This window comes from Nonomuraea rubra, from assembly GCF_014207985.1.
In the GTDB taxonomy this organism is placed as follows: Bacteria; Actinomycetota; Actinomycetes; order Streptosporangiales; family Streptosporangiaceae; genus Nonomuraea; species Nonomuraea rubra.
The window spans coordinates 8,351,250-8,372,068 of the sequence record NZ_JACHMI010000001.1; the positions used below are offsets into that span (position 1 = coordinate 8,351,250).

20 protein-coding genes are annotated in these 20,819 nt (G+C 71.7%); 6 read left to right on the plus strand and 14 right to left on the minus strand.

What is annotated here, in order from left to right:
* The first annotated feature begins 396 nt into the window (after positions 1 to 396).
* Genes HD593_RS37895 through HD593_RS37905 form a run of 3 tightly spaced genes read left to right on the plus strand, consistent with a single transcriptional unit; the run spans position 397 to position 5,136 of the window.
* Positions 397 to 1,425 carry an AAA family ATPase gene (locus HD593_RS37895; protein ID WP_379478830.1) on the plus strand — a complete coding sequence of 343 codons (1,029 nt, stop codon included), beginning with the start codon at positions 397 to 399 and terminating at the stop codon, positions 1,423 to 1,425.
* A gap of 19 nt (positions 1,426 to 1,444) precedes the next feature.
* Positions 1,445 to 2,707 carry a DUF58 domain-containing protein gene (locus HD593_RS37900; protein ID WP_185106717.1) on the plus strand — a complete coding sequence of 421 codons (1,263 nt, stop codon included), beginning with the start codon at positions 1,445 to 1,447 and terminating at the stop codon, positions 2,705 to 2,707.
* On the plus strand, positions 2,704 to 5,136 hold the full coding sequence (locus tag HD593_RS37905) for a transglutaminase TgpA family protein (RefSeq protein WP_185106718.1): 2,433 nt from the start codon (positions 2,704 to 2,706) through the stop codon (positions 5,134 to 5,136). The genes HD593_RS37900 and HD593_RS37905 overlap by 4 nt, the downstream gene beginning before the upstream one ends.
* A 324-nt stretch (positions 5,137 to 5,460) precedes the next feature.
* Here the strand turns inward: HD593_RS37905 and HD593_RS37910 are convergent, their stop codons facing one another.
* The 8 genes from HD593_RS37910 to HD593_RS37945 form a co-directional block, all read right to left on the minus strand.
* Positions 5,461 to 5,868, minus strand: coding sequence for a DUF3040 domain-containing protein (locus HD593_RS37910; RefSeq protein ID WP_185106719.1), 408 nt, complete (start codon positions 5,866 to 5,868; stop codon positions 5,461 to 5,463).
* Positions 5,869 to 6,098: 230 nt separating this feature from the next.
* Positions 6,099 to 7,340 carry a DNA polymerase IV gene (locus tag HD593_RS37915; protein ID WP_185106720.1) on the minus strand — a complete coding sequence of 414 codons (1,242 nt, stop codon included), beginning with the start codon at positions 7,338 to 7,340 and terminating at the stop codon, positions 6,099 to 6,101.
* Between the two features lie 60 nt (positions 7,341 to 7,400).
* A complete protein-coding gene (locus tag HD593_RS37920; RefSeq protein WP_221526345.1) occupies positions 7,401 to 8,084 on the minus strand; it encodes a methyltransferase domain-containing protein in 684 nt (227 codons plus the stop codon).
* A gap of 207 nt (positions 8,085 to 8,291) precedes the next feature.
* Positions 8,292 to 8,633 carry an MmcQ/YjbR family DNA-binding protein gene (locus tag HD593_RS37925; protein ID WP_185106721.1) on the minus strand — a complete coding sequence of 114 codons (342 nt, stop codon included), beginning with the start codon at positions 8,631 to 8,633 and terminating at the stop codon, positions 8,292 to 8,294.
* 248 nt (positions 8,634 to 8,881) lie between these two features.
* A complete protein-coding gene (gene nusB / locus HD593_RS37930; protein WP_185106722.1) occupies positions 8,882 to 9,292 on the minus strand; it encodes a transcription antitermination factor NusB in 411 nt (136 codons plus the stop codon).
* Position 9,293: 1 nt separating this feature from the next.
* Positions 9,294 to 9,854 (minus strand): elongation factor P, encoded by a 561-nt coding sequence (efp, locus tag HD593_RS37935; protein ID WP_185106723.1) that lies wholly within the window; start codon positions 9,852 to 9,854, stop codon positions 9,294 to 9,296.
* A 26-nt stretch (positions 9,855 to 9,880) separates the two neighbouring features.
* Positions 9,881 to 10,918: a M24 family metallopeptidase gene (locus HD593_RS37940; protein WP_185106724.1), complete on the minus strand. Its 1,038-nt coding sequence runs from the start codon at positions 10,916 to 10,918 to the stop codon at positions 9,881 to 9,883.
* Positions 10,919 to 10,983: 65 nt separating this feature from the next.
* Positions 10,984 to 12,675 carry a serine/threonine-protein kinase gene (locus tag HD593_RS37945; protein WP_185106725.1) on the minus strand — a complete coding sequence of 564 codons (1,692 nt, stop codon included), beginning with the start codon at positions 12,673 to 12,675 and terminating at the stop codon, positions 10,984 to 10,986.
* Between the two features lie 155 nt (positions 12,676 to 12,830).
* Here HD593_RS37945 and HD593_RS37950 point away from each other — a divergent pair, with 155 nt between their 5' ends.
* Both HD593_RS37950 and HD593_RS37955 read left to right on the plus strand, forming a co-directional pair.
* Entirely contained in the window at positions 12,831 to 13,436 is a 606-nt protein-coding gene (locus tag HD593_RS37950) for a DUF2975 domain-containing protein (protein WP_185106726.1), read from the plus strand.
* Positions 13,436 to 13,645, plus strand: coding sequence for a helix-turn-helix domain-containing protein (locus tag HD593_RS37955; RefSeq protein ID WP_185106727.1), 210 nt, complete (start codon positions 13,436 to 13,438; stop codon positions 13,643 to 13,645). The genes HD593_RS37950 and HD593_RS37955 overlap by 1 nt, the downstream gene beginning before the upstream one ends.
* 43 nt (positions 13,646 to 13,688) lie before the next feature.
* On the opposite strand, the gene HD593_RS37960 is transcribed toward HD593_RS37955, so the two are convergent.
* Entirely contained in the window at positions 13,689 to 14,969 is a 1,281-nt protein-coding gene (locus HD593_RS37960) for a dicarboxylate/amino acid:cation symporter (protein WP_185106728.1), read from the minus strand.
* 219 nt (positions 14,970 to 15,188) lie between these two features.
* Positions 15,189 to 16,229: an LLM class F420-dependent oxidoreductase gene (locus tag HD593_RS37965; RefSeq protein ID WP_185106729.1), complete on the minus strand. Its 1,041-nt coding sequence runs from the start codon at positions 16,227 to 16,229 to the stop codon at positions 15,189 to 15,191.
* A gap of 93 nt (positions 16,230 to 16,322) precedes the next feature.
* Between HD593_RS37965 and HD593_RS37970 the strand changes: the two genes are divergently transcribed.
* On the plus strand, positions 16,323 to 17,210 hold the full coding sequence (locus HD593_RS37970; RefSeq protein WP_312903996.1) for an endonuclease/exonuclease/phosphatase family protein: 888 nt from the start codon (positions 16,323 to 16,325) through the stop codon (positions 17,208 to 17,210).
* Here HD593_RS37970 and HD593_RS37975 read toward each other — a convergent pair.
* The 4 genes from HD593_RS37975 to HD593_RS37990 are packed head-to-tail and all read right to left on the minus strand — an operon-like array spanning position 17,196 to position 20,805.
* Positions 17,196 to 17,765 carry a nucleotidyltransferase family protein gene (locus HD593_RS37975; RefSeq protein WP_185106730.1) on the minus strand — a complete coding sequence of 190 codons (570 nt, stop codon included), beginning with the start codon at positions 17,763 to 17,765 and terminating at the stop codon, positions 17,196 to 17,198. The two genes, HD593_RS37970 and HD593_RS37975, sit on opposite strands and share 15 nt — an antisense overlap.
* Complete coding sequence (locus tag HD593_RS37980; RefSeq protein WP_185106731.1) at positions 17,762 to 18,877, minus strand: XdhC family protein; 1,116 nt, start codon at positions 18,875 to 18,877, stop codon at positions 17,762 to 17,764. Before HD593_RS37980 ends, HD593_RS37975 begins: the two co-directional genes overlap by 4 nt.
* Positions 18,870 to 19,946, minus strand: a complete 1,077-nt coding sequence (locus tag HD593_RS37985) for a vWA domain-containing protein (RefSeq protein WP_185106732.1) — start codon at positions 19,944 to 19,946, stop codon at positions 18,870 to 18,872. The genes HD593_RS37980 and HD593_RS37985 overlap by 8 nt, the downstream gene beginning before the upstream one ends.
* Entirely contained in the window at positions 19,939 to 20,805 is an 867-nt protein-coding gene (locus HD593_RS37990) for an AAA family ATPase (protein WP_185106733.1), read from the minus strand. The genes HD593_RS37985 and HD593_RS37990 overlap by 8 nt, the downstream gene beginning before the upstream one ends.
* Positions 20,806 to 20,819: the final 14 nt, after the last annotated feature.

Here is a 20,819-nt window from a genome sequence, read left to right on the forward strand (position 1 = left end):
CTCGTGAAGCGCTCAGCGCTGGTGCACCGGGCTCTCCACTGCGCACCACCATACTCCACTTCTCCCCACCGTCAACTGATTCGAACCGTCTTCATCATCGGTTTCCCTTGCGTTACCGCAGGTCAGAGCCATGGGGCGGGGTGGGGGGCGGTGCACGGGGGGTCAACCCTCATGGGCGTGTCGAGAGTTCGAAAGCCCGTGGAAATAGGGGGCGCGGGGCCGGGGAGGCGCCGGGTGGGGGAAAGTGGGGCGCTCCGTGGGACCGGCTGTGTCACTGGATTCGCACTGCTATGCCACAAGAACAGGAACTTTGCCGGTGTTCGCTGGAATATCCGCAAATGTCGCTCAAGAACCCGCAGCGTCGTAGGGTCGTACAGACAATGGAAAAGGAATGGCATGGCTCCCGCAAAGGCACCGTACCGGGACAGCCGTCGCACTTCTCATGGAGGCCTGGTGGCAGTAACCCATGACGTCCCTCCCCAGCTCGACGAGCTGGTCTCCACAGCCCACCGGATTCGGCAGGCCATCGAATCGGTGATCGAGGGCAAGAGCGATGCCGTCCGCCTCACGCTGACCGTCTTGCTCGCGGAGGGCCACCTCCTGATCGAGGACGTGCCGGGTGTCGGCAAGACGATGCTCGCCAAGGCACTCGCCCGCTCCATCGACTGTCCTGTGCGCCGGGTCCAGTTCACCCCGGACCTGCTGCCCAGCGACATCACCGGAGTGAGCGCGTACAACCAGCAGACCAGAGAGTTCGAGTTCAAGCCAGGGCCCGTCTTCGCCAACATCGTGGTGGGCGACGAGATCAACCGTGCCTCTCCCAAGACGCAGTCGGCGTTGCTGGAGTGCATGGAGGAGCACCAGGTGACGGTGGACGGGCACACGTACCAGCTCGACGCGCCGTTCATGGTGATCGCCACCCAGAACCCGATCGAGATGGAGGGCACCTATCCCCTGCCCGAGGCACAGCGCGACCGCTTCACCGCGCGCGTCGCGATGGGCTACCCCGAGCCGAACGCCGAGCTGGAGATGCTCGACGTGCACGGCGGCACCTCGCCGCTCGACAAGCTCGAGCCGGTGGCGACGACCGCGGAGGTGCGCGCGCTGATCGAGGCCGTACGCGGCGTCTACGTCTCCCAGGCGGTCAAGAAGTACGCCATCGACCTCGTCGTGGCCACCCGTCACTCCCCCGACCTGCGGCTGGGCGCCTCCCCCCGGTCCACGCTGCAGCTCGTACGCGCCGCGCGGGCGCACGCGGCACTGGCCGGGCGCGACTACGTCATCCCCGACGACCTCCAGGACCTGGCCATCCCCGTGCTGGCGCACCGCCTGCTGCCCAGCGTCGAGGCCCAGGGACAGCGCCGCCTGCCCGAGCAGGTGGTGACCGACTTGATCAGGCGCGTTCCCGTGCCGGAGACCCGCTGATGGCTCCCAAGGAGACACCGTGAGAGCGGGGATGCAGGCGCTGACGTCCAGGGGCAGGTCGTTCCTGGCGTCCGGGATCGCCGCCCTGCTGATGGCGTTCTTCCTCGGCGAGAACGACCTGTTCAGGATCGGTGTCCTGGTGACGGCGCTGCCGCTGCTGGCCGCGATGGTGGTGGCGCGGACCCGCTACCGGCTGAGCTGCGCCAGGCGCCTGGACCCGCCGAGGGCCGAGGTGGGCGGAGAGGCCACCGTGACCCTGCGGCTGGAGAACGTCACCAGGCTGCCCACCGGCCTGCTGCTCGTCGAGGACACGGTGCCGTACGCGCTGGGCGTGCGGCCCCGGTTCGTGCTGGACCGGGTGGAGCCGCGCGGCGTGCGGGAGATCGACTACCGGGTCCGCTCCGACCTGCGCGGCCGGTACACGATCGGGCCCCTGTCCATCCGCATCGCCGACCCGTTCGGGCTGGTGGAGCTGACCCGCTCGTTCACGATCAGCGACACGCTGGTGGTGACGCCGCACGTCGCGGCGCTGCCGCACGTACGGCTGTCGGGTGAGTGGACGGGCGGCGGCGACAGCAGGACCAGGAGCGTGGCGGCGGCCGGCGACGACGACGTGGCGCCGCGCGAATACCGCCAGGGCGACGACCTGCGCCGGGTGCACTGGCGTTCGACGGCCCGCTACGGCGAGCTGATGGTGCGCCGCGAGGAGCAGCAGTGGCAGAGCCGCGGCGCGCTCCTGCTGGACACCCGCAGGCACGCCCACCGCGGCGAGGGCCCGCGCTCGTCCTTCGAGGTGGCGGTCTCGGCCGCCGCCTCGATCGGCGTGCACCTCGCCCACGAGGGCCTCGGCCTGCGGCTGGTCACCGACCAGGGCGCCGAGCACCTGACCGACACGGGCCTGAGCTACTCGCTGCTCGACACCCTCGCCGTGGTACGGCACAGCCCGGCCCGCTCTCTGGAGATGGGCATCTCGGCGCTGCGCTCGGGCGGCGGCGACGGGCTGATCGTGGCGGTGCTGGGCGGGATGGACGCCGAGGAGGCCAGGGAGCTGGCCAGGCTGCGGCACAGCGGCATCACCGGCGTGGCCGTCCTGCTCGACGTGAGCACGTGGGAGGGCCGCGACCGGGCCGCCGAGGAGAACCACCAGGCCGTGCAGACCGTCCTGGCCGGGTACGGCTGGCGCATCGTGAACCTGCCCGCCGGCACCTCGATCGCCTCCGTCTGGCAGGACGCCGCCAACCGCGGCAGGTACGCGCTCAACCCCGCGGGAGGTGCGGCATGAGACTGACGATCGCCTCGGGAGTGGCCGCGTTCACCGCGGCGTTGCTGCTCACCCCGCTCTTCCAGGGCGGCGGCTGGTTCTGGACCTCGCTCGGCGCCGTGCTGGCCGTGGTGGCGGCGGGACTGCTGAGCAGCCGCCTGGCCCTGCCCGCGTGGGCGGCGCCGCTGCTGGGCGTGGCCGCGACGTGGATCTACCTGACGGCGGCCTTCGCCTCCGAGAAGGCGTGGGCGCTGGTGGTGCCCACCAAGGGTTCGGTGGTGGAGCTGGCCAGGCTGCTGGGCGTCGGCTGGGCCGACATCCAGCGCTTCGCGGCCCCCGTGCCGGAGACCGAGGGCATCACGCTGCTGACCGCCGGTGGCGTGGCGCTGATCGCGATCGCCGTGGACCTGCTCGCCGCGCGGGTGCGGCGGGCGGCCCTGTCGGGGCTGCCACTGCTGGCGCTGGCGACGGTGCCGGCGACGATCCTGACCGACCCGATCAGCTGGTGGGCGTTCATCGTGGCCGCGCTCGGCTTCGTCAGCCTGCTGATCGCGGACGGGCGCGAGCGGGTGGGCCACTGGGGCAGGGCGGTGCTGGTACGCCGCAGCCGCCAGACCGCCTCGGGCCCGCTGGCCGGCAACGGCGCCCCGGCGGACACCAGCGGCCTGCGGCTGTCGGGCAAGCGCATCGGGTTCGCCGCGATCCTGCTGGCCGTGCTGCTGCCCGCGGCCCTGCCGGCGATGGAGCCGGTGTCGTTCTTCACGTTCGGCGTGGGCGGGCGCGGCTCGGGGCCCGGCAACTCGATCAGCATCCCGAACCCGATCGCCAACCTGAAGGGACAGCTCGACCTGCCGGAGCGGCGGGTGGTCCTGTCCTACACCAGCTCCGACAAGAAGCCCCGGTACCTGCGGATCTACGCGCTGGACACGTTCGACGGGCAGCAGTTCGGCATGACGCAGCCGAAGGGCGCCCCGGAGAACAGGACGGAGAACGGGCCGCTGCCCGAACCTCCGGGGCTCGGCCCCGAGGTGAAGATCAACAACGTGGTCACGAACGTCCAGATCAGCGACGAGATCGCGCGGCTGCAGTTCCTGCCGCTGCCGTACCCGGCGCGGGAGATCAGGGTGGACGGCGACTGGCGGGCCGACGTGGACACGCTGATGGTCTTCTCCACCCGCGAGGAGGCCGCCGGCATCGACTACGACGTGATGACGAGCGAGCCCGAGCCGACCGCGGACCTGCTCGACTCCTTCGACGGCATCAGGCCGGAGGTGGACGAGCGCTTCCTCGCCCTGCCGGACGACCTGCCGCCGGAGATCAGGCAGCTGGCCGAGGACGAGACGGCGGGAGCCAGGACCACCTACGACGCGGCGCTGAAGCTGCAGCAGTTCTTCACCAAGCCGGGCAACTTCCAGTACGACCTGCGCACGCAGGGCCACAACAGCTCGGCGCTGCGCAACTTCCTGATCAGTGACCGGGTCGGGTACTGCGAGCAGTTCGCCGCGTCGATGGCGGTGCTGGCCAGGCTGGTGGGCATCCCGTCGCGGGTGGCGATCGGCTACACGGGCGGCGTGCAGGTCGGCGACCGGTGGGAGGTGGGCACGAACGACTCCCACTCCTGGCCGGAGCTGTACTTCGAGGGTGTGGGCTGGCTGCCGTTCGAGCCGACCCCGTCGGGGGCGGCCGGTCAGGGCAGCGCGCGCGTTCCCCCGTACGCGGCGCCGCGGCCGACGCCGACGCCCGGGGCGAGCAACACGCCGACGCCGGGGGCTTCCAGCTCCTCCGCCGACGAGCCGCAGAACCCGGCGACCCGGCGCAACCCCCGCGAGCTGGACCGCGAGGGCACGGCGGCGACCGGCACGCTGCCGCCGGACGACTCGATGCCGCTGATCGGCAAGATCGGCATCGGGGCGGCGGCGCTGCTGCTCGTCCTGCTGATCCCGGCGGGCGTGCGGCTGATCACCAGGAACCGGCGGGTCCGCAGCCTCGGCTGGAAGGTGTCACAACCCTCCGACGAGCTGACGGCCAGGATGGCGGCGGGCCGTAACCAGGTCACGGTGGCCGCCGCGTGGGCCGAGCTGGACGACGTGCTGTTCGACTACGGCATGGCCCGGGAGTCCAGCGAGACCCCGCGGGCGCTGGCCCGGCGGCTGTCCCAGCAGTACGAGTTCGACGCCGGCTCGGCGGCGGCCATCACGGCCATCGCCTCGGCGGTCGAGCGGGTGCTGTTCGCCCGGGACCCTGGCCGGATCGAGCCCATGAGCAAGGACCTGCGCAAGGTGCGGCAGGCCCTGGCGGCCACGGTGTCACGCGGCCGGCGGGTACGGGCGGTGCTGCTGCCCCCGTCGACGCTGCGCCGGCTGCGGCTCCTGGGCGAGCGGCTGCTGGACGGGTTCGACCTGCTGGAGACGATCAGGCTGCGCAGGACGGCGGCCCAGAAGGGCGGCTGAGGCACCGGACCGGAAAGGCGAATGGCGGCCGTCCCCCGTTGGGGGCGGCCGCCATCTCATGTGCGGGCGGGTGGCTGGAGGCGGGGGCGGCCGGTGCGGGCGTGCCGTCGGGGCCCCGTGATTCCCCGGCGGGCAGTGCCCGGCCGTCAAGACCTGAGGAGGATCCGGCGCCGCCGGGAGTCGCCTGAGCGAGACGGCGCCATCGGAACCGGTGCGGCGGCGCCGGAGCCCGCGAGGGCGCGGCACGCCGGACCGGCCTTCACACCGACCGCACGTGCGGCCGTCTCCCGAAGGAGGCGGCCGCACGTACGCCGGCTCTGCCGGTCAGCGCTCGTCGTGGCGACGGCGCCAGCGTTCTTCCATGCGCTCCATGAAACTGCCCCGGTTGCCCCTGCGGGCCTGCTTGCCCGGAGGAGGTGCCGTGCCTGCGGCGGGGGCGGCGTCACCGAACCCATTCATCTTTTTCCAACTGGACAGGCCCCACAGACACGCGGCGAGCATGACCACGAAACCGCCGACGCCGAGCGGGATCAGGGCAGCGCCACTCAACACCACGCCGACCATCATGGTCACGACACCGACAGCAAAGCCGATGGAGGCCTTGATGAGGCGACGCTTGTAATGGCTGCGCGGGTCGCTGATCCTTACGGTGTTGGCCCACTTCGGGTCCTCGGCGTAGAGGGCCTGCTCGATCTGGTCGAGCAAGCGCTGCTCGTGCTCAGAGAGCGGCACGGCGCCTCCCAAGGACGGCCCCAGGACGGGGAAGACGGCAACGGACGACACGGGGTGTCCGAACCTCGCGGTCGGTTATCCCCAGAATACGAGGCTGTAGACGTAGGCGAAAGCAAACGTCCAACGCAGACCAAACCGGAGGTGACGTCATGGCTCTATTGTGGCCCATCTCGCCCCCCTTCCCCCAAAATCCTGACACGGACGCCCCCAGCATGTCCGCACATCGAACGTCATGTCTCTATTTCATCAAGCTTGCCACGTACTAGCGACGCCGGGACCACCGCATCGGGTCCGAATCTCCGGATCGCCTTGTCCATGGCCTGCTCGGCCTCGCGCCACCCGGTCTCCTTCTCCCCCAGAGCGAGCTGGCGGGTGGCCTCGTCTACCGGCCGCAGGTTCTCCATCCGGACGCCCACCAGGCGCAACCGCACCCGGTCGAGCCCGGCCGCCCCGAACAGCTCGCAGGCGGTGGCGTAAATCACCTGTGCCACGTCAGTCGGCTCACGCAGCGTGCGCGAGCGGTTGATCGTGGTGAAATCGGCTCGGCGTAGCTTCACACTTACAGTTCTTCCCACGTGACCGGCCTTACGCATGCGGGCCGCCACCCGCTCCGACAGTCGCAGCAACTCCCGCTTGATCACTTCGGGGTCGTCGACGTCGGCCGCGAACGTCTCCTCGTTGCCGATGCTCTTGTCCGGCACGTGGGCCGTCACGGCCCGCTCGTCACGCCCCCAGGCCAGCGCCGCCAGGTGGGCCCCCGCGGCCTGCCCCAGCTCCCGCTGGAGCGTGCTGGACGGCACTCTGGCCAGATCTCCGACCGTGCGGATGCCCAGGCGTACGAGGGACTGCTCGGTGCGCTCGCCGACCCCCCACAGGGCGGACACGGGCAGCGGATGGAGGAAGTCGACGACCTGGTCGGCGGGCACCACCAGCAACCCGTCGGGCTTGCACTGCTTGGAGGCCAGCTTTGCCACGAATTTGCTGCTCGCCACGCCGACGGAGCACGTGATGCCGTAGCGGTCGAGAACCTGTTCCCTGATCATCGCCGCCACCGCGGCGGGCGCGCCGAGCCGCCGCCGCGCGCCGCCGACGTCGAGGAACGCCTCGTCGGACGCGATCGGCTCCACCAGCGGGGTGATCGTGTGGAAGATCTCCATGACGCCCTTGGAGACCTCGGAGTACTTGCCGTGGCTGGGCGGGATGACCGTGGCCTGGGGGCAGAGCCTGCGTGCCCTGCTCATCGGCATGGCCGAGTGCACGCCGAAGGCCCTGGCCTCGTAGGTGGCGCTGAGCACCACGCCGCGCCCCGCGGGCGAGCCCACGATCACCGGGCGGCCGCGCAGCTCGGGACGGTCGAGCAGCTCGACGCTGGCGAAGAAGGCATCCATGTCGACATGGAGGATCGGGCAGCCGCTGTCATCGACCCCGGTCCGCGGAGCGGGGCCGATGCCGGTGATCTGCTTGCGAGACACGTCTCCGAGTCTATCCGAACACGCGTTCTACACCGAGGGGGGCGAGCATGCGAACTTCCTTCAGTTGCGGTGGCCGAGCACGTGGAGCTGCGTGGCGATGTCACGCAGCACGGGATGGGTCGAGGCGGCCTGTTCCAGCGCCACCAGCGCCTCCGCGGCGCCGGGCTCGCCGTCCACCAGCCGGCTGGGCACCAGATCGGCGAAGACGCGTACGCCGTGGATCGCGCCGACCGTGAAGCCGGTCGCGGTCAGCAGCTCGACGAGGGTGTCGGCGGCGAAGCGCCTGGGCGTGGGGTCGCGATCGCCCCAGGTGCCGCGCGGGTCGGCCAGGACGGCGGCGGCCTCGTCGAACTGCCCGGACAGCGCCCGGTGGATGGCGCTGCCGACGGGGTTGGCGGCCAGCACGCTGACGGCTCCGCCCCTGCGCAGCAGGGCCGCGACCGCGGTCAGCGCGCTGATCGGGTCCTCGACGTACTCCAGCACGCTGTGGCACAGGACCAGGTCGGCGGAGTCGCGGGCGAGCAGCTCGCCCAGGTCGGCGGCGTCGCCCTGCAGGCCGCGCACGCCGACGTTCCGCTCCTTGGCGCGGCGCTCCAGCGCGGCCAGCGAGTCGGGGCTCGGATCGACGACGGTGACGGCGTGGCCGAGCGCGGCCAGCGGCACGGCGAACCCGCCGGTGCCGCCGCCGGCGTCGACGATGTCGAGCGACTCCCGGCCGGTGGCCGCCGTGCGCTCGGCCAGCATGGACCGCAACGCGTCCCAGACGACGGCGGTCCGCACCGCCGGGGTCCTGGTGGTGACGCCTTCAGCACGCAACGTCGGCTCGCCTCTCTCCCCGCGTAAATGTGCACGCCGCGAAGGTGCACGTCGCGAACGCCTCTTCTTCGTGGTCGGGCCCAGCCTACGCCGTACGCGCGAGCTCCCGCTCCCCACCGCCGATACCCGTTCCGCTCAGCCGTCGCCCAGGGAGGCGACCAGCCGCCTGGGCGCCCGCAACCGCCACGCGTCGGTCAGCAGCTCGCCCATCTCCCCGGCGTCCACCGCGCCGAACCGCACGAGCACGATGGCGTGCCCGTCGTAGTGCGGGGTGGTGGTGAACGTGCCCGGCTCGGCGGCGATCAGCTCCTGCTTGTCCTCCTGCGAGGCCACCGGGAGCACCAGCAGGTCGCCCTCCTCCTTGATCCGGGCGAACCACCTGCCGCGCACGTAGAAGGCCGGGGTGCCGTACATGAGTTTCTCGGAGGTCTCGGGCAGCGCGAGCGCGAGCCCGCGCACGTCGTCCTCGGTCGCCATGGGAACCACGTTAGCCGGACAAGGAAATTAGCCGGACAAGGAAAAGGGCGCGTCGCGGCTGGTGACGCGCCACTTTCCGTACCGTCCCGGCCACACGGTCAGGCACCCGCCCCGGGCTGACGGATGCGACGCCTGACCGCGCGGCAGTACACGTCCCTCGCCTCGCAAGCCGTGGTGCAGGCCGGCGTGGTCAGAACGTACCCCGAACGCGCGGCCCCGGCCCGCGAAGACGGAACCAAAGGGGGTGTCTAAAGGGTGAGGCTTGGCTTGAGTTGCTTGAAGCGGGCCAGCAGGCCGTTGACGAACTGCGGGGACTCGTCGGTCGACAGCTCGCCCGCCAGGTGCACCCACTCGCTGATGACCACGCCCTCGGGCACGTCTGGCATCCACAGCAGCTCGTACGTGCCACCGCGCAGCAGGTTGCGGTCGACCGCGGGCATCCGGTCGAGCGTCCAGCCCTCGGCGTAGGTGGTGATCAGCTCGTCGATGCGCGCGTGGTGCCTGGCGACGCCCTCGACGATGGCCGAGGTGTACTCGTTCACCGGCGGCTCCTGCCGCTCCACGCGCTCAGCGAGGATCTTCAGCGGATCCTCGCTGCGCAGCTCGGCCTCGAAGAGGATGTCGAGCGCTCGCCTGCGTGCTTTGCCCCGTGCCGACACCTCAGGCCCGGCCGAGGTATTCGCCGCTGCGGGTGTCGACCTTGACCTTCTCGCCGGTGGTGATGAACAGCGGCACCTTGATCTCGGCGCCGGTCTCCAGCTTGGCGGGCTTGGTGCCGCCGGTGGAGCGGTCGCCCTGCAGGCCGGGCTCGGTCTCGGCGATGGTCAGCTCGGCGGCGGCGGGCAGGTCGACGTAGAGCGCGGAACCCTCGTTGAAGGCCACCGTGGCCAGGGTGTTCTCCAGCATGTAGTTGGCGGCGGTGCCGACCGTGGCGCTGGGCACGTTGACCATGTCGTAGGTCTCGGTGTCCATGAACACGAAGTCGTCGCCGTCCTTGTACGAGTACTGCATCTCGCGCTTGTCGACGTTGGCCACCTCGACCTTCACCCCGGCGTTGAAGGTCTTGTCGACGACCTTGCCGGAGAGGACGTTCTTGAGCTTGGTGCGCACGAACGCGCCGCCCTTGCCCGGCTTGACGTGCTGGAACTCGACAACGCTCCAGAGCTCACCGCCCTCGAGCTTCAGCACCATGCCGTTCTTGAGGTCGTTGGTCGTCGCCACTCGTTCTTCTCCCGCGTGCGGCCGCTCTAAAGGACGAGCAGCTCCTTGGTCGTCTTGGTGAAAAGTTCCGGCCCGCCCTCACGTGTCACCAGGGTGTCCTCGATCCGGACGCCGCCCCGGCCCGGGAGGTAGACCCCAGGCTCGACGGTGATCGGAACTCGATCCTCTAGTCTACCGGTCCTGGAGGGGCCCAGGAACGGCTCCTCGTGGATCTCCAGCCCGACTCCGTGACCGAGCCCGTGCCTGAAGTGCCCGCCGTGGCCCGCGTGCTCGATGACGGAGCGGGCGGCCTCGTCCACGTCCCCGGCCCTCGCGCCGGGGGTGAGGGCGTGCCTGCCGGCCCGCTGCGCGGCGGCGACCAGCTCGTAGACCTCGCGCTGCCAGTCGGCGGGCGGGCCGAGGCTGACCGTCCTGGTCATGTCGGCGTGGTAGCCCTGGTAGCGGGCACCGAAGTCCATGGTCACCAGGTCCCCGGCGCGCAGCTCCCGCGAGGTGGGGGTGTGGTGCGGGATCGCGCCGTTCTCGCCGGACGCCACGATCGTGTCGAACGCGGGCTTGTCGGCGCCCAGCTCGGTCATGCGGCGGTCGAGCAGGCCGGCCAGCTCGCGCTCGGTCATCCCGGGGGCGATCCGCGGGGAGACGTCGGCGAACGCCTGGTCGGTGATGGCGCAGGCGGTACGGATCAGCTCCAGCTCCGCCTCGTCCTTGACCGCGCGCAGCACCTCCACCACCGGCCCCAGCGGCACGAGCCCGTCGCCCAGCCGGCGGAAGGCGGCCACGCTCATGCTCGCGGCCTCGATCCCGGTGCCCGGCAACGCGAGGCTGCCCGCCACGTCCGCCGCCTCGGCCGACGGCACGTCCAGCCTGCGCGCCGCCTCGATGTAGCGGTTGTCGGTGGCCAGCGTCGCCGTGCCGTCGGCCCTGACCAGGACGGCGGCGTTCGAGCTGGCCAGGCCGGTGAGGTAGCGGACGTTGACGGGGGAGGTGACCAGCAGGGCGTGGACCTCGTGGGCGGGCAGCAGCCCGGCGAGCCGCTCCCGGCGCGCCGCGTAGTCGAAGGTCATTCGCCCAATGTACGGGTAACGCCTCTCCTGTCACTATTGCCCGCGGAGTCCCGAATGCCGGTCGGTCACCCGGTGGGGAGGCGCCACTCCTCCATGAACGAGACGGCCGGGCCCTCCGGCGCCATGTCGCCCCGCTCCCGCGCCCTGGCCAGGTCGCGGTAGACGTCGGCGATCTGGCTGAGCGTGGCGTCGGGCTTGCCCTCGCCGAACTTCCTGGCCGCCTTGCGGATCTTCTCCCGCGCCTTGCCCGCGACCTGGGGGTTGATGCCGCCCATGCTCTGCTGGGCCATCAGCGCCTTGTCGAACTCCTGCAGCCACTTGGCGTAACCGCCGGGCGGGATCGCCTCGCCCAGCGTGGCCTTGGGGATCGAGGTCTCGCGCAGGTAGTCGGGCTCCTCGTCGGAGTCCTGCCCGGGGCCGGCGGTGATCACGAGGCCCGGTGACGGGTCGGGGGTGGGCGGGAGGGTGGTGGGGGTGGCGGACGGCGTGGTGGCCTCGGCCGTCGGGGTGCTCTCCGCGACCGGCGCCTGCATGTCGCGCCTGCCTGCCCACAGCACCATGCCGACGGTCACGGCCGCGATCACGACGACGGCGACGCCCAGCTGGATGATCAGCTTGCGGTTCGGGCCCGATGGCGGGTCGGGCTCCAGGTCGGCCGCCTGGAAGACCGCCGTGTCCCCGGCCCTGGGCGGCGCCCCGCCGGGCCCGCCGGGCGCGGCATGGAAGACCTCCGTCGCCCCCTGCCCGGCGCCCCCGAACCCACCGGCCGGCGCCCCTGCCGCGCCCATCGCGCCCGCGGCGCCCGGGCCGAGGCCGGGGTCGCGGAGGGAGACGCCGGTCACGGGCGGCCCGGCCGGGCCGGGCTTCGGCCGGGCGATGGCCGCCAGCGCGCGCCGGATGGCCTCGCCGCTGGCGGGCCGCTGCGCCGGGTCATCGGCGAGCATGGCCAGCACCAGCCGGTCCAGCTCGGGCGGCACCTCACGCCTGATCGCACTCGGCGGAACCGGCCGCCCCCGCCCACCCGCGCCCTGCCCCTGCGCCGCACCACCCGGCGCGGTCTGGCCGGGTGCCGCGCCCTGCGCGGTCTCACCCGGCGCCGCGCCCGGCGCGGTCTGGTCTGCCCCCGCCGCTTCGTGACCCGGCGCGCCCGCCTGGGGCGCCGTCCCGTCGTCGAAGGGCGGTCGGCCGCACAGCAGCTCGTAACACACGCACCCCAGCGCGTACACATCCCCGGGCGCCCGCGCCGCCTCACCCCCGGCCCGCTCGGGCGCCACGTACCGGCCCCCGGCGGGCGCCGGCCCGCGCTCGTCCATCCCGAACCCGACGACCTTGAGCACCCCGCTGCCGGCCTGCCGGAAGCTGTCGGGATCGACCCGCCCGTGCACCACCCCGGCCCGGTGCGCGGCGTCCAGCCCGGCGGCCGCCTGCCCGATCAGGTCGCACACCTCGACGATCTTCATGGGCCCGCGCGCGGCCAGTTCCTCGCCGAGGCTGAGCCCGGTGAGGTACTCCATGACCAGGAACGGAGACCCCTCGTGGTCACCGACGTCGAGGACCATGGCCACGTTCGGATGGATCACCCGCGCCACGGCCTGGGCGTGCTGCCTGAGCACCTCCCGGGTGGCGGCCCCGGCCGCCCTGGCGCCGAGCACCTTCACGGCCACGACCCAGTCGGCCCGGGTGTCGTACCCGCGCCACACCTCGCCCATCGGCCCGCTGCCGATGCGCTCGTCGAGCCGGTACCGGTCAGCGACCAATGACGGCGCACGCTCCGTTCCGTCGGACATATCCCCGCCAATTACTCGAATATCAGGATTTTCGACCCACCATAGGGCCCCCGCACCCCCGCCCGCCCCACCTTCGCCCGCCGCCGGGCTCGACATAACGACTTTCGTTATTTACGATTATCGTTATGCCAACTCGCTGGATCATCAGACTCGAGACCCTGCTGAGCATCGGCCTGGTGCTCGGCCTCCTGGGCGCCCTGGCCGGCCTCGCCGCCACCGTCGCGATCGCGTTCTTCGGCACCGCGAAGGGCATGGGCATCCCCCTGGAGGTCTTCGACGTGCCGACCGCGGGCATGACCGTCGGCGGCGCCACGGTCGAGAGCGTCAGCGCGGAGGTGACGGTCCGCCCGAGCGGGGCCGCACCGCTGGCCGCCCTGCTCTACCTGCTGATGTGGGCACCGGGCACGGCGACGGCCCTGCTGGCGCTGTTCACGGTCGTACGGGCGCTGCGCAGGGCCAGGTCGGGTGATCGGGCCCTGTTCTCCACGGTCACGGCCGATCACCTGCGCAGGCTCGGCTGGATCCTGATCGCGGGTTCGGTCGTGTCGGCCGTGCTCGGTGCCGTGGCGCAGGCCATACTCTCCCCCATGCTGCTGGCCGAGACCTATCCCTTCTACCTGCCGTCGGGCGAGTTCGTCGGCGCCGTCGTCGCGGGGCTCGCCGCGCTCGGCGTGTCGGAGATCGTCCGCCGGGGCCTGGCCCTGCTCGAAGAGGTCGAGGCCACGATCTGATGGCCGAGCCAGTCATCAGGGTGCGGCTCGACGAGGTGCTCAAGGAGCGCGGCATGACGCTCACCGAGCTGTCGCACCGCGTGGAGATCACCGTCGTCAACCTGTCGATCCTGAAGAACGGCCACGCCAAGGCCGTACGGTTCTCGACGCTGGCGCGCCTGTGCGAGGCGCTGGGCTGCCAGCCGGGAGACCTGCTGACGTACGAATGAGGGGGGCGGCCGCAGCCACCCCCCTCAGATCAGATCAGACCGGTCAGGCCGCGGCCGGCTCGGGCACGCGCGGCGCGGGCGCGCGGTCGAGCGACTGCGGCGGCGCGTTGAAGACCGCCGTGTCCAGGCGCCCCTCGGAACGCGCCACGAGCACCGGCACCACGAGCTGCCCCGCCACGTTGGTGGCGGTGCGGATCATGTCGAGGATGGGGTCGATCGCCAGCAGCAGCCCGACGCCCTCCAGCGGCAGCCCCAGGGTGCTGAGCGTGAGCGTCAGCATGACCGTGGCGCCGGTCAGGCCCGCCGTGGCGGCCGAGCCGACCACCGAGACGAACGCGATCAGCAGGTAGTCACCGAAGCCGAGCGGCACCCCGAACACCTGCGCCACGAAGATCGCGGCCAGCGCCGGGTACACCGAGGCGCAGCCGTCCATCTTGGTGGTGGCGCCGAACGGCACCGCGAACGAGGCGTAGTCGCGGTCCACCCCGTTGCGCTCGACCGTGACCCGCTGCGTCAGCGGCAGCGTCCCGACCGAGGAGCGCGAGACGAACGCCAGCTCGATGGCGGGCCAGGCGTTGCGGAAGAACGCGATGGGGCTGACCTTGCCCCACACGGCCAGCAGCGTCGGGTACACGGCCAGCAGCACGACGAAGCAGCCGATGTAGACGCCGGCGCTGAACTTGGCCAGCGGCGCCAGCAGCTCCCACCCGTACGTGGACACGGCCTTGCCGATCAGGCCCGCCGTGCCGATGGGCGCCAGGCGGATGACCCACCACAGCGCCTTCTGCACCAGCTCCAGCACGGAACGGGCGAGGTTCAGGAACGGCTCGGCCTTCTCGCCGACCGCCATCGCCGCCGCACCGAGGACGACTCCCAGAAACACGATCTGGAGGACGTTCACCTCGGTGAAGGCCGTCACGACGTTGGTCGGCAGGATGCCGGTGACGAAGTCGAGCCAGGTGCCCTGGGTGTCGGAGGGCTTGGCGGCACCGGTGTCGAGGGTGACGCCCTGGCCGGGGTTGATGAGCAGGCCCAGCCCGATCGCCAGCGAGACCGAGACGAACGCGGTGATCAGGAACCACAGCAGCGTCTTGGAGGCGAGCCGGGCCGCGCCGTTGACGTTGCGCAGGTTCGCCACGCTGACCAGCACGGCGGTGAAGACCAGCGGCGGCACGGCGAGCTTGAGGAGCTGGACGAAGATCTGGCCGACCTGCTTCAGCGTCTCACCGAGCCAGGCCACGTCCCAGATCTTGGCGGCGAAGCCCAGCGCGATGCCGACGACGAGGCCCAGCAGGAGCTGCAGGGAAAAGGAGAATCTCTTCACGGATGAGGAAGCCTTCGCGAGAAGGGCATGCCGGTGCGGCACGCCTGGTGAGGGGTGTGGACGGACGCAGAGCCGTCAGCTACAGAGCGACCCGTGCAACCGGCACAGGTCGATGTGCAGCCGCTCTACGAGCCACACGAACACCAGGGAAAACCTCACGAGCTGCCACAACACCCGTGAAAGGCGGAGCATTCCCCGCAAACTGGGTGATCTACCTCACTATGCGGCAAACTCCTTGATCGTCTCGATCAACCGGAGCCGCTCCTCGTGCGTCCCGGCGAGCGGCGTCACGTTCAGGGTGGTCACGCCCGACTCCTTCATCGCCTGCACCCGGTCGCGCACGTAGCCCTCGCTGCCGACCAGCGACATCTTCTCCAGCAGCTCGGCCGGCACCTGCGCGGCGGCCTCCTCCTTCTTGCCCGCCAGGTAGAGGTCCTGGATCAGCTCGGCCTCCTTCTCGTAGCCGTAGCGCCTGGCCAGGTCGTTGTAGAAGTTCCTGCCCCTGGCGCCCATGCCGCCGATGTAGAGGGCCGCCATCGGCCGCCCGAACTCCAGCAGCCCGGCCACGTCGTCCCCGATGGCCAGGCTGGCCTGCGCGATCACGTCGAGCTCGCCCAGCTCGGGGTCACGCCTGGCCTTTCCGGCGGCCAGCGCGGGGCCCCAGACGTCGGCGGCCTTCTCGGGCACGTAGAAGATCGGCTCCCAGCCCTCGGCCAGCTCGGCGGTCAGCTCGACGTTCTTGGGGCCGATGGCGGCCACCACGATCGGGATGCGGGGGCGTACCGGGTGGTTGATGATCTTCAGGGGCTTGCCGAGGCCGGTGCCCTGATCGGCCGGGAGCGGCACGGTGTAGTGCCGGCCCTCGTACTGGACACGCTCGCGCTTCCAGACCTGGCGGCAGATCTCGATGACCTCCCGGGTACGCCCCAGCGGCGCGGTGTACGGCACCCCGTGGAAGCCCTCGATCACCTGCGGCCCCGAGGCGCCGATGCCGAGCGTGAACCGCCCGTCGGAGACGTAGTCGAGGCCCGCGGCCGTCATGGCCATCAGCGTCGGCGTGCGCGAGTAGATCGGCAGGATGCCGGAGGCGATCTCCAGCCGCTCGGTCTTGGCCGCGATGTAGCCCATCTGGCTGACCGCGTCGAAGGAGTAGGCCTCGGCCACGAACACGATGTCGAGCCCGGCCTTCTCGTAGTCGGCCAGCTCGGCCACCGACTCCTTGAATCCACCCGAGTACTTGAGTGCCATACCGATGCGCATGCCGGGCTCCCGCTGGACCGAATGATGTTCTGTTACGACTCGGACATCGTATCGCGTCGGCGATCCGGGGCGGGAGCCGCTAGCCTGGTTCGGGTGCTGAGTCGGCTCGTCATCGTCGTGTCCGTCGTGGTGGCCGCGGCCCTGGCGGGGCACGGGTTGATCCCTGCTCTCGGCGGGTTCACGCCCGTCCTCGAGAGCCTGCTGCCCTGGATCGGGCTGACCGTCCCCGTGCTGATCGCCGGCGCCGCGGTGGCACGTTCCACCGCTGCCGCCGCCGCGGCGCTGGTGCCGGGGCTGGTGTGGGCCGTCATGTTCGGCTCCACGCTCTTCCGCACGCCGCCGGGCGGGCCCAGCGACCTGGCCGTCGGCACCGTCAACGTGGGCGTGCGCAACAGCGCGTCCGGCGAGGCCGTACGCGTGATCGCCAAGGACCTCGACGTGCTCGCCGCGCAGGAGCTGACCAGGGGCGGGCCCGCGGCCAAGCAGCTCAACAAGATGTTCAAGTACCACTACCCGGTCAGCACGGTCGGCCTGTGGAGCCGCTACCCGATCAGCGAGACCGAGCCGCTGGACGTCGGCCTCGGCTGGCCGCGGGCCCTGCGCGCGGTCATCACCACCCCCAAGGGCGAGGTGACCGTCTACGTCATGCACCTGGCCTCGGCCAGGCCCGGCCACACCACCACGCGTGACGCCTCGCTGGCGCGCGCCCGCAAGCTCATCGACGCCGACCGCAGCAAGCGCCTGCTGCTGCTCGGCGACCTCAACACCGCCACCACCGACCGCGGCATGCGCGGCCTGACGCCGCCGCTGACCGACGCGCAGGCCGCGGCGGGCGACGGGTTCGGCTTCACCTGGCCGGCCGAGTTCCCCGTCACCCGGCCCGACCACATCCTGTTCAAGGGGATGACGGCCACCGAGGCGGGCGTGGCGCCGGCGACCGGCAGCGACCACCGGGCCGCGATCGCCTCACTGCGGATGTAGGCGGGCCAGGTCCTCCGGCGTGTCGATGTCGGCCGGGTCGCCGTGCCCGTCGCACGGCACCTCGGTGACCAGCTCGGGATGCGCCTTCATGTACGGCCGCGCCCCGACGTCGCCCACGGCCAGCTCGGCCACCCCGGCGAAGTGCGCGCGGCCGATCAGCACGGGGTTCCTGCGCCGGCCCCCGTACGTCGCGACCGCCAGCCCGGTGGCGCCCGAGGCGATCAGCGCCCGCACGGCGCCCGGCCCGATCAGCGGCTGGTCGATCAGCGCGACCACCACCGACTCGGCCTCCTCGGGCAGCGCGGCCAGCCCGACCCGCAGCGACGACCCCATCCCCGAGGCCCAGTCCGGATTGCGTACGGTGACGGCCCCGCGCACCTGCACCGTGGCCGCGCCCAGCACGACCACGACCGGATGGCAGCCGCCGTCCTCCAGCATCCGCACACCCCGGTCCACCAGCCGCTCGCCCGCGAACTCGACCAGCGCCTTGGGCCTGCCCAGCCGCGTGCCCTCACCGGCCGCGAGCAGCAGCCCGGCGTTCCTGGACGACCTCATGGCGCCTCGTGCGGGATCTCGTGCTGGATCTCGTGGTGAATGCGGCCCTGGGTCGTGGACAAGGGGGCGCCGGAGCCGCCCCACCGGAGCTGGATCAGCTCGGCGGCGATCGACACGGCCGTCTCCTCCGGCGTCCGCGCCCCCAGGTCGAGGCCGATCGGCGATCTCAGCCGGGCCAGCTCGGCCTCGGTGAGGCCGGCCTCGCGCAGGCGGGCGAGGCGGTCGTCGTGCGTGCGGCGCGAGCCCATGGCGCCGACGTACCCGGCGTCGGTACGCAGCGCCACCTCCAGCAGCGGCACGTCGAACTTGGGGTCGTGGGTCAGCACACAGATCACCGTACGCTCGTCCACCTGCACCGACGCCAGGTAGTCGTGCGGCCACTTGACCACGACCTCGTCGGCGTCGGGGAAACGCTTGGCCGTGGCGAAGATCGGCCGCGCGTCGCACACCGTGACGTGGTAGCCGAGGAACTTGCCCACCCTGGCCACCGCCGCGGCGAAGTCGATCGCGCCGAACACCAGCATCCGCGGCGGCGGCGCGAACGAGTGCACGAACACCGAAAGGTCGTCCAGCCGCCGCTCCCCCTGCCCGCCGTAGTGCCGCAGGCCGGTCAGGCCCTGGGCGAGCATGCCGCGGGCGTCGTCGTCCACGGCGTCGTCGAGGCGTTCGAGGCCGAGCGTGCCGCTGACGCGGTCGGGCCAGATGACGCGGCGGGCGCCGACCTGGCCGGGGCCGGAGACGATGGTGGCCACGGCGACCGGCTCGTGCGCCTCCACCGACGCCGCGATCTCGCCCAGCTCGGGGAAGGTCTCGATGGAGATGGGCTCCACCAGGACGTCGATGATGCCGCCGCAGGTGAGCCCCACGGCGAAGGCGTCGTCGTCGCTCACGCCGTACCGCTGCAGGACGGGCGTCTCGATCTCGGTGGCCAGCTCGAACACGGCGCCCTCGACGCAGCCGCCCGAGACGCTGCCGACCACCTCGTCCCCGCGCACCGCCATCGCCGCGCCGGGCGGCCTGGGCGCGCTGCTCCAGGTGCCGACCACCGTGGCCAGCCCGAACCTGAGCCCCGACCGCCACCACTTCATGATCTCCGGCAGCACGTCACGCATGCGCGAGCCTTTCGCTCAGTTGCTCGAAGGCGGCCAGGCTGTGCCCGGCCACCAGGTCGTCGAGGTACGGCAGGGCGGCCCGCATGCCGCCCGTGAGCGGCTGGTAGTCCGCGTACCCCTTGTGCGGGTTGACCCAGATCACCCGGTACGCCTGCCTGGCCAGCCTGGCCAGTTGCGTGCCCAGCAGCTCCGGATCTCCTCGTTCCCACCCGTCCGAGGCGATCAGCACGATCGCGCCTCGCGCACTGAAACGGGCGAGATATTCCTTGAGTTCCTCCCCCAGCCGGGTGCCGCCGCTCCAGTCGGGGATGACCTTGGACACCTCGTTCAGCGCGGTGCCGGGATCGCGGTGGCGCAGCTCGGCCGTGATCGGGGTGAGCCGGGTGCCGGCCGAGTAGACCCTGGTGGCCCTCGGCTCGCTCCTGACCAGCGCGTGGGCGAAGCGCAGCAGGGTCTCGGCGTACGGGGCCATGGAGCCGCTGACGTCCACGAACATCACCACCGTCCGCGGCCTGGTGGTGTGCCTGCGGTGCCGGAGCCTGGCGACCTCGCCCTTCCTGAGCGCGTCGCGGATCGTGCGGCGCTGGTCCAGATCGCCCCGGTGGGCACTTTCGAACCGCCGCGACCGCCGCCGGGCCCGGCCGCCCTTCAGCAGCGCCATCATGCGGTGCACCTCGGCCCGCTCCGCCTCGGTGAGCCTGGCGACGTCCCGGTGCCGCAGCACCTCGATACGGCTCGCGGTGGCGGCGGCCGGCGTGCCGTCGTCGTCGCCGGTCCCGCCGTCGCCCTGCCGTTCCGCGAGGTGGCGGGTGACGCTCGTGGTCGCCGTACGCTGGAGTGCCGCCTTCCGCCCGCCGAAGTACGCGGCGAAGCACCGGTCGTAGCGGGGCAGGTCGTCGGGGCCCGCGCACAACGTCAGCCGGCCGGCCCAGTACACCTCGCCCGGATCGCACACGTCGAGGTGGTCGAGCGCCCTGAGCAGGTTCTGCGTGCGCTCGTGGTCGGCCGCGACGCCCGCCGCGCGCAGCGTCCTGGCGAACCCCGTCATCGTGGCCGCGAGCTCATCCATGGGAGAGCAGCCCGTTGCCGATCACCGCCGCCACGTCCTCCCGGTACTTCAGCGCCGCGCCCAGCGTGGCGGCCGCCCGGCCGGGGTCGAGCTCCTTGGCCCCCAGCGTCAGCAGCGCCTCCGTCCAGTCCAGCGTCTCGGCCACGCCGGGCGGCTTGACCAGGTCGGCCTGCCGCAGCCGCTCGGCCGCCCGCGCCACCTGCATGGCCAGCGTCTCGGTGCAGCCGGGCAGCCGCCGCAGCAGGATGGCCACCTCGCGGTCGAAGTCCGGGTGTTCCAGCCAGTGGTAGAGGCAGCGCCGCTTGAGCGCGTCGTGCACCTCGCGCGTCCTGTTCGAGGTCACCACGACCACCGGCGGCGTCCTGGCCCTGACCGTGCCCAGCTCGGGGATCGAGATCGTGAAGTCGGAGAGCACCTCCAGCAGGAACGCCTCGAACTCGTCGTCGGCCCGGTCGATCTCGTCCACCAGCAGCACGCTCGGCTGGGTCTCGATCGCCTTCAGCAGCGGCCTGGCGATCAGGAACCTGCGGTCGTAGATCTCCCCCTCCAGCCTGCTCACGTCGGTGATCCCGGCGGCCTCCGCGGCCTTGAGGTGCAGGAGCTGGCGGGCGAAGTCCCAGTCGTACAGCGCCTGGGCGGCGTCCAGGCCCTCGTAGCACTGGAGCCTGATGAGCGGCGCCTTCAGCAGCGCGGCGAGCGTCTTGGCCAGCTCCGTCTTGCCGACCCCCGCCTCCCCTTCGAGGAAGAGCGGCCGCCCCATCCGCAACGCGAGGAAGGCGGCCGTGGCCAGCCCTTCGTCGGCCAGGTAGGCGTGCCGGTCGAGAAGCTCGATGAGCTTCTCCGGCGACTCGATGTCCATTGCCCTGATTGTCC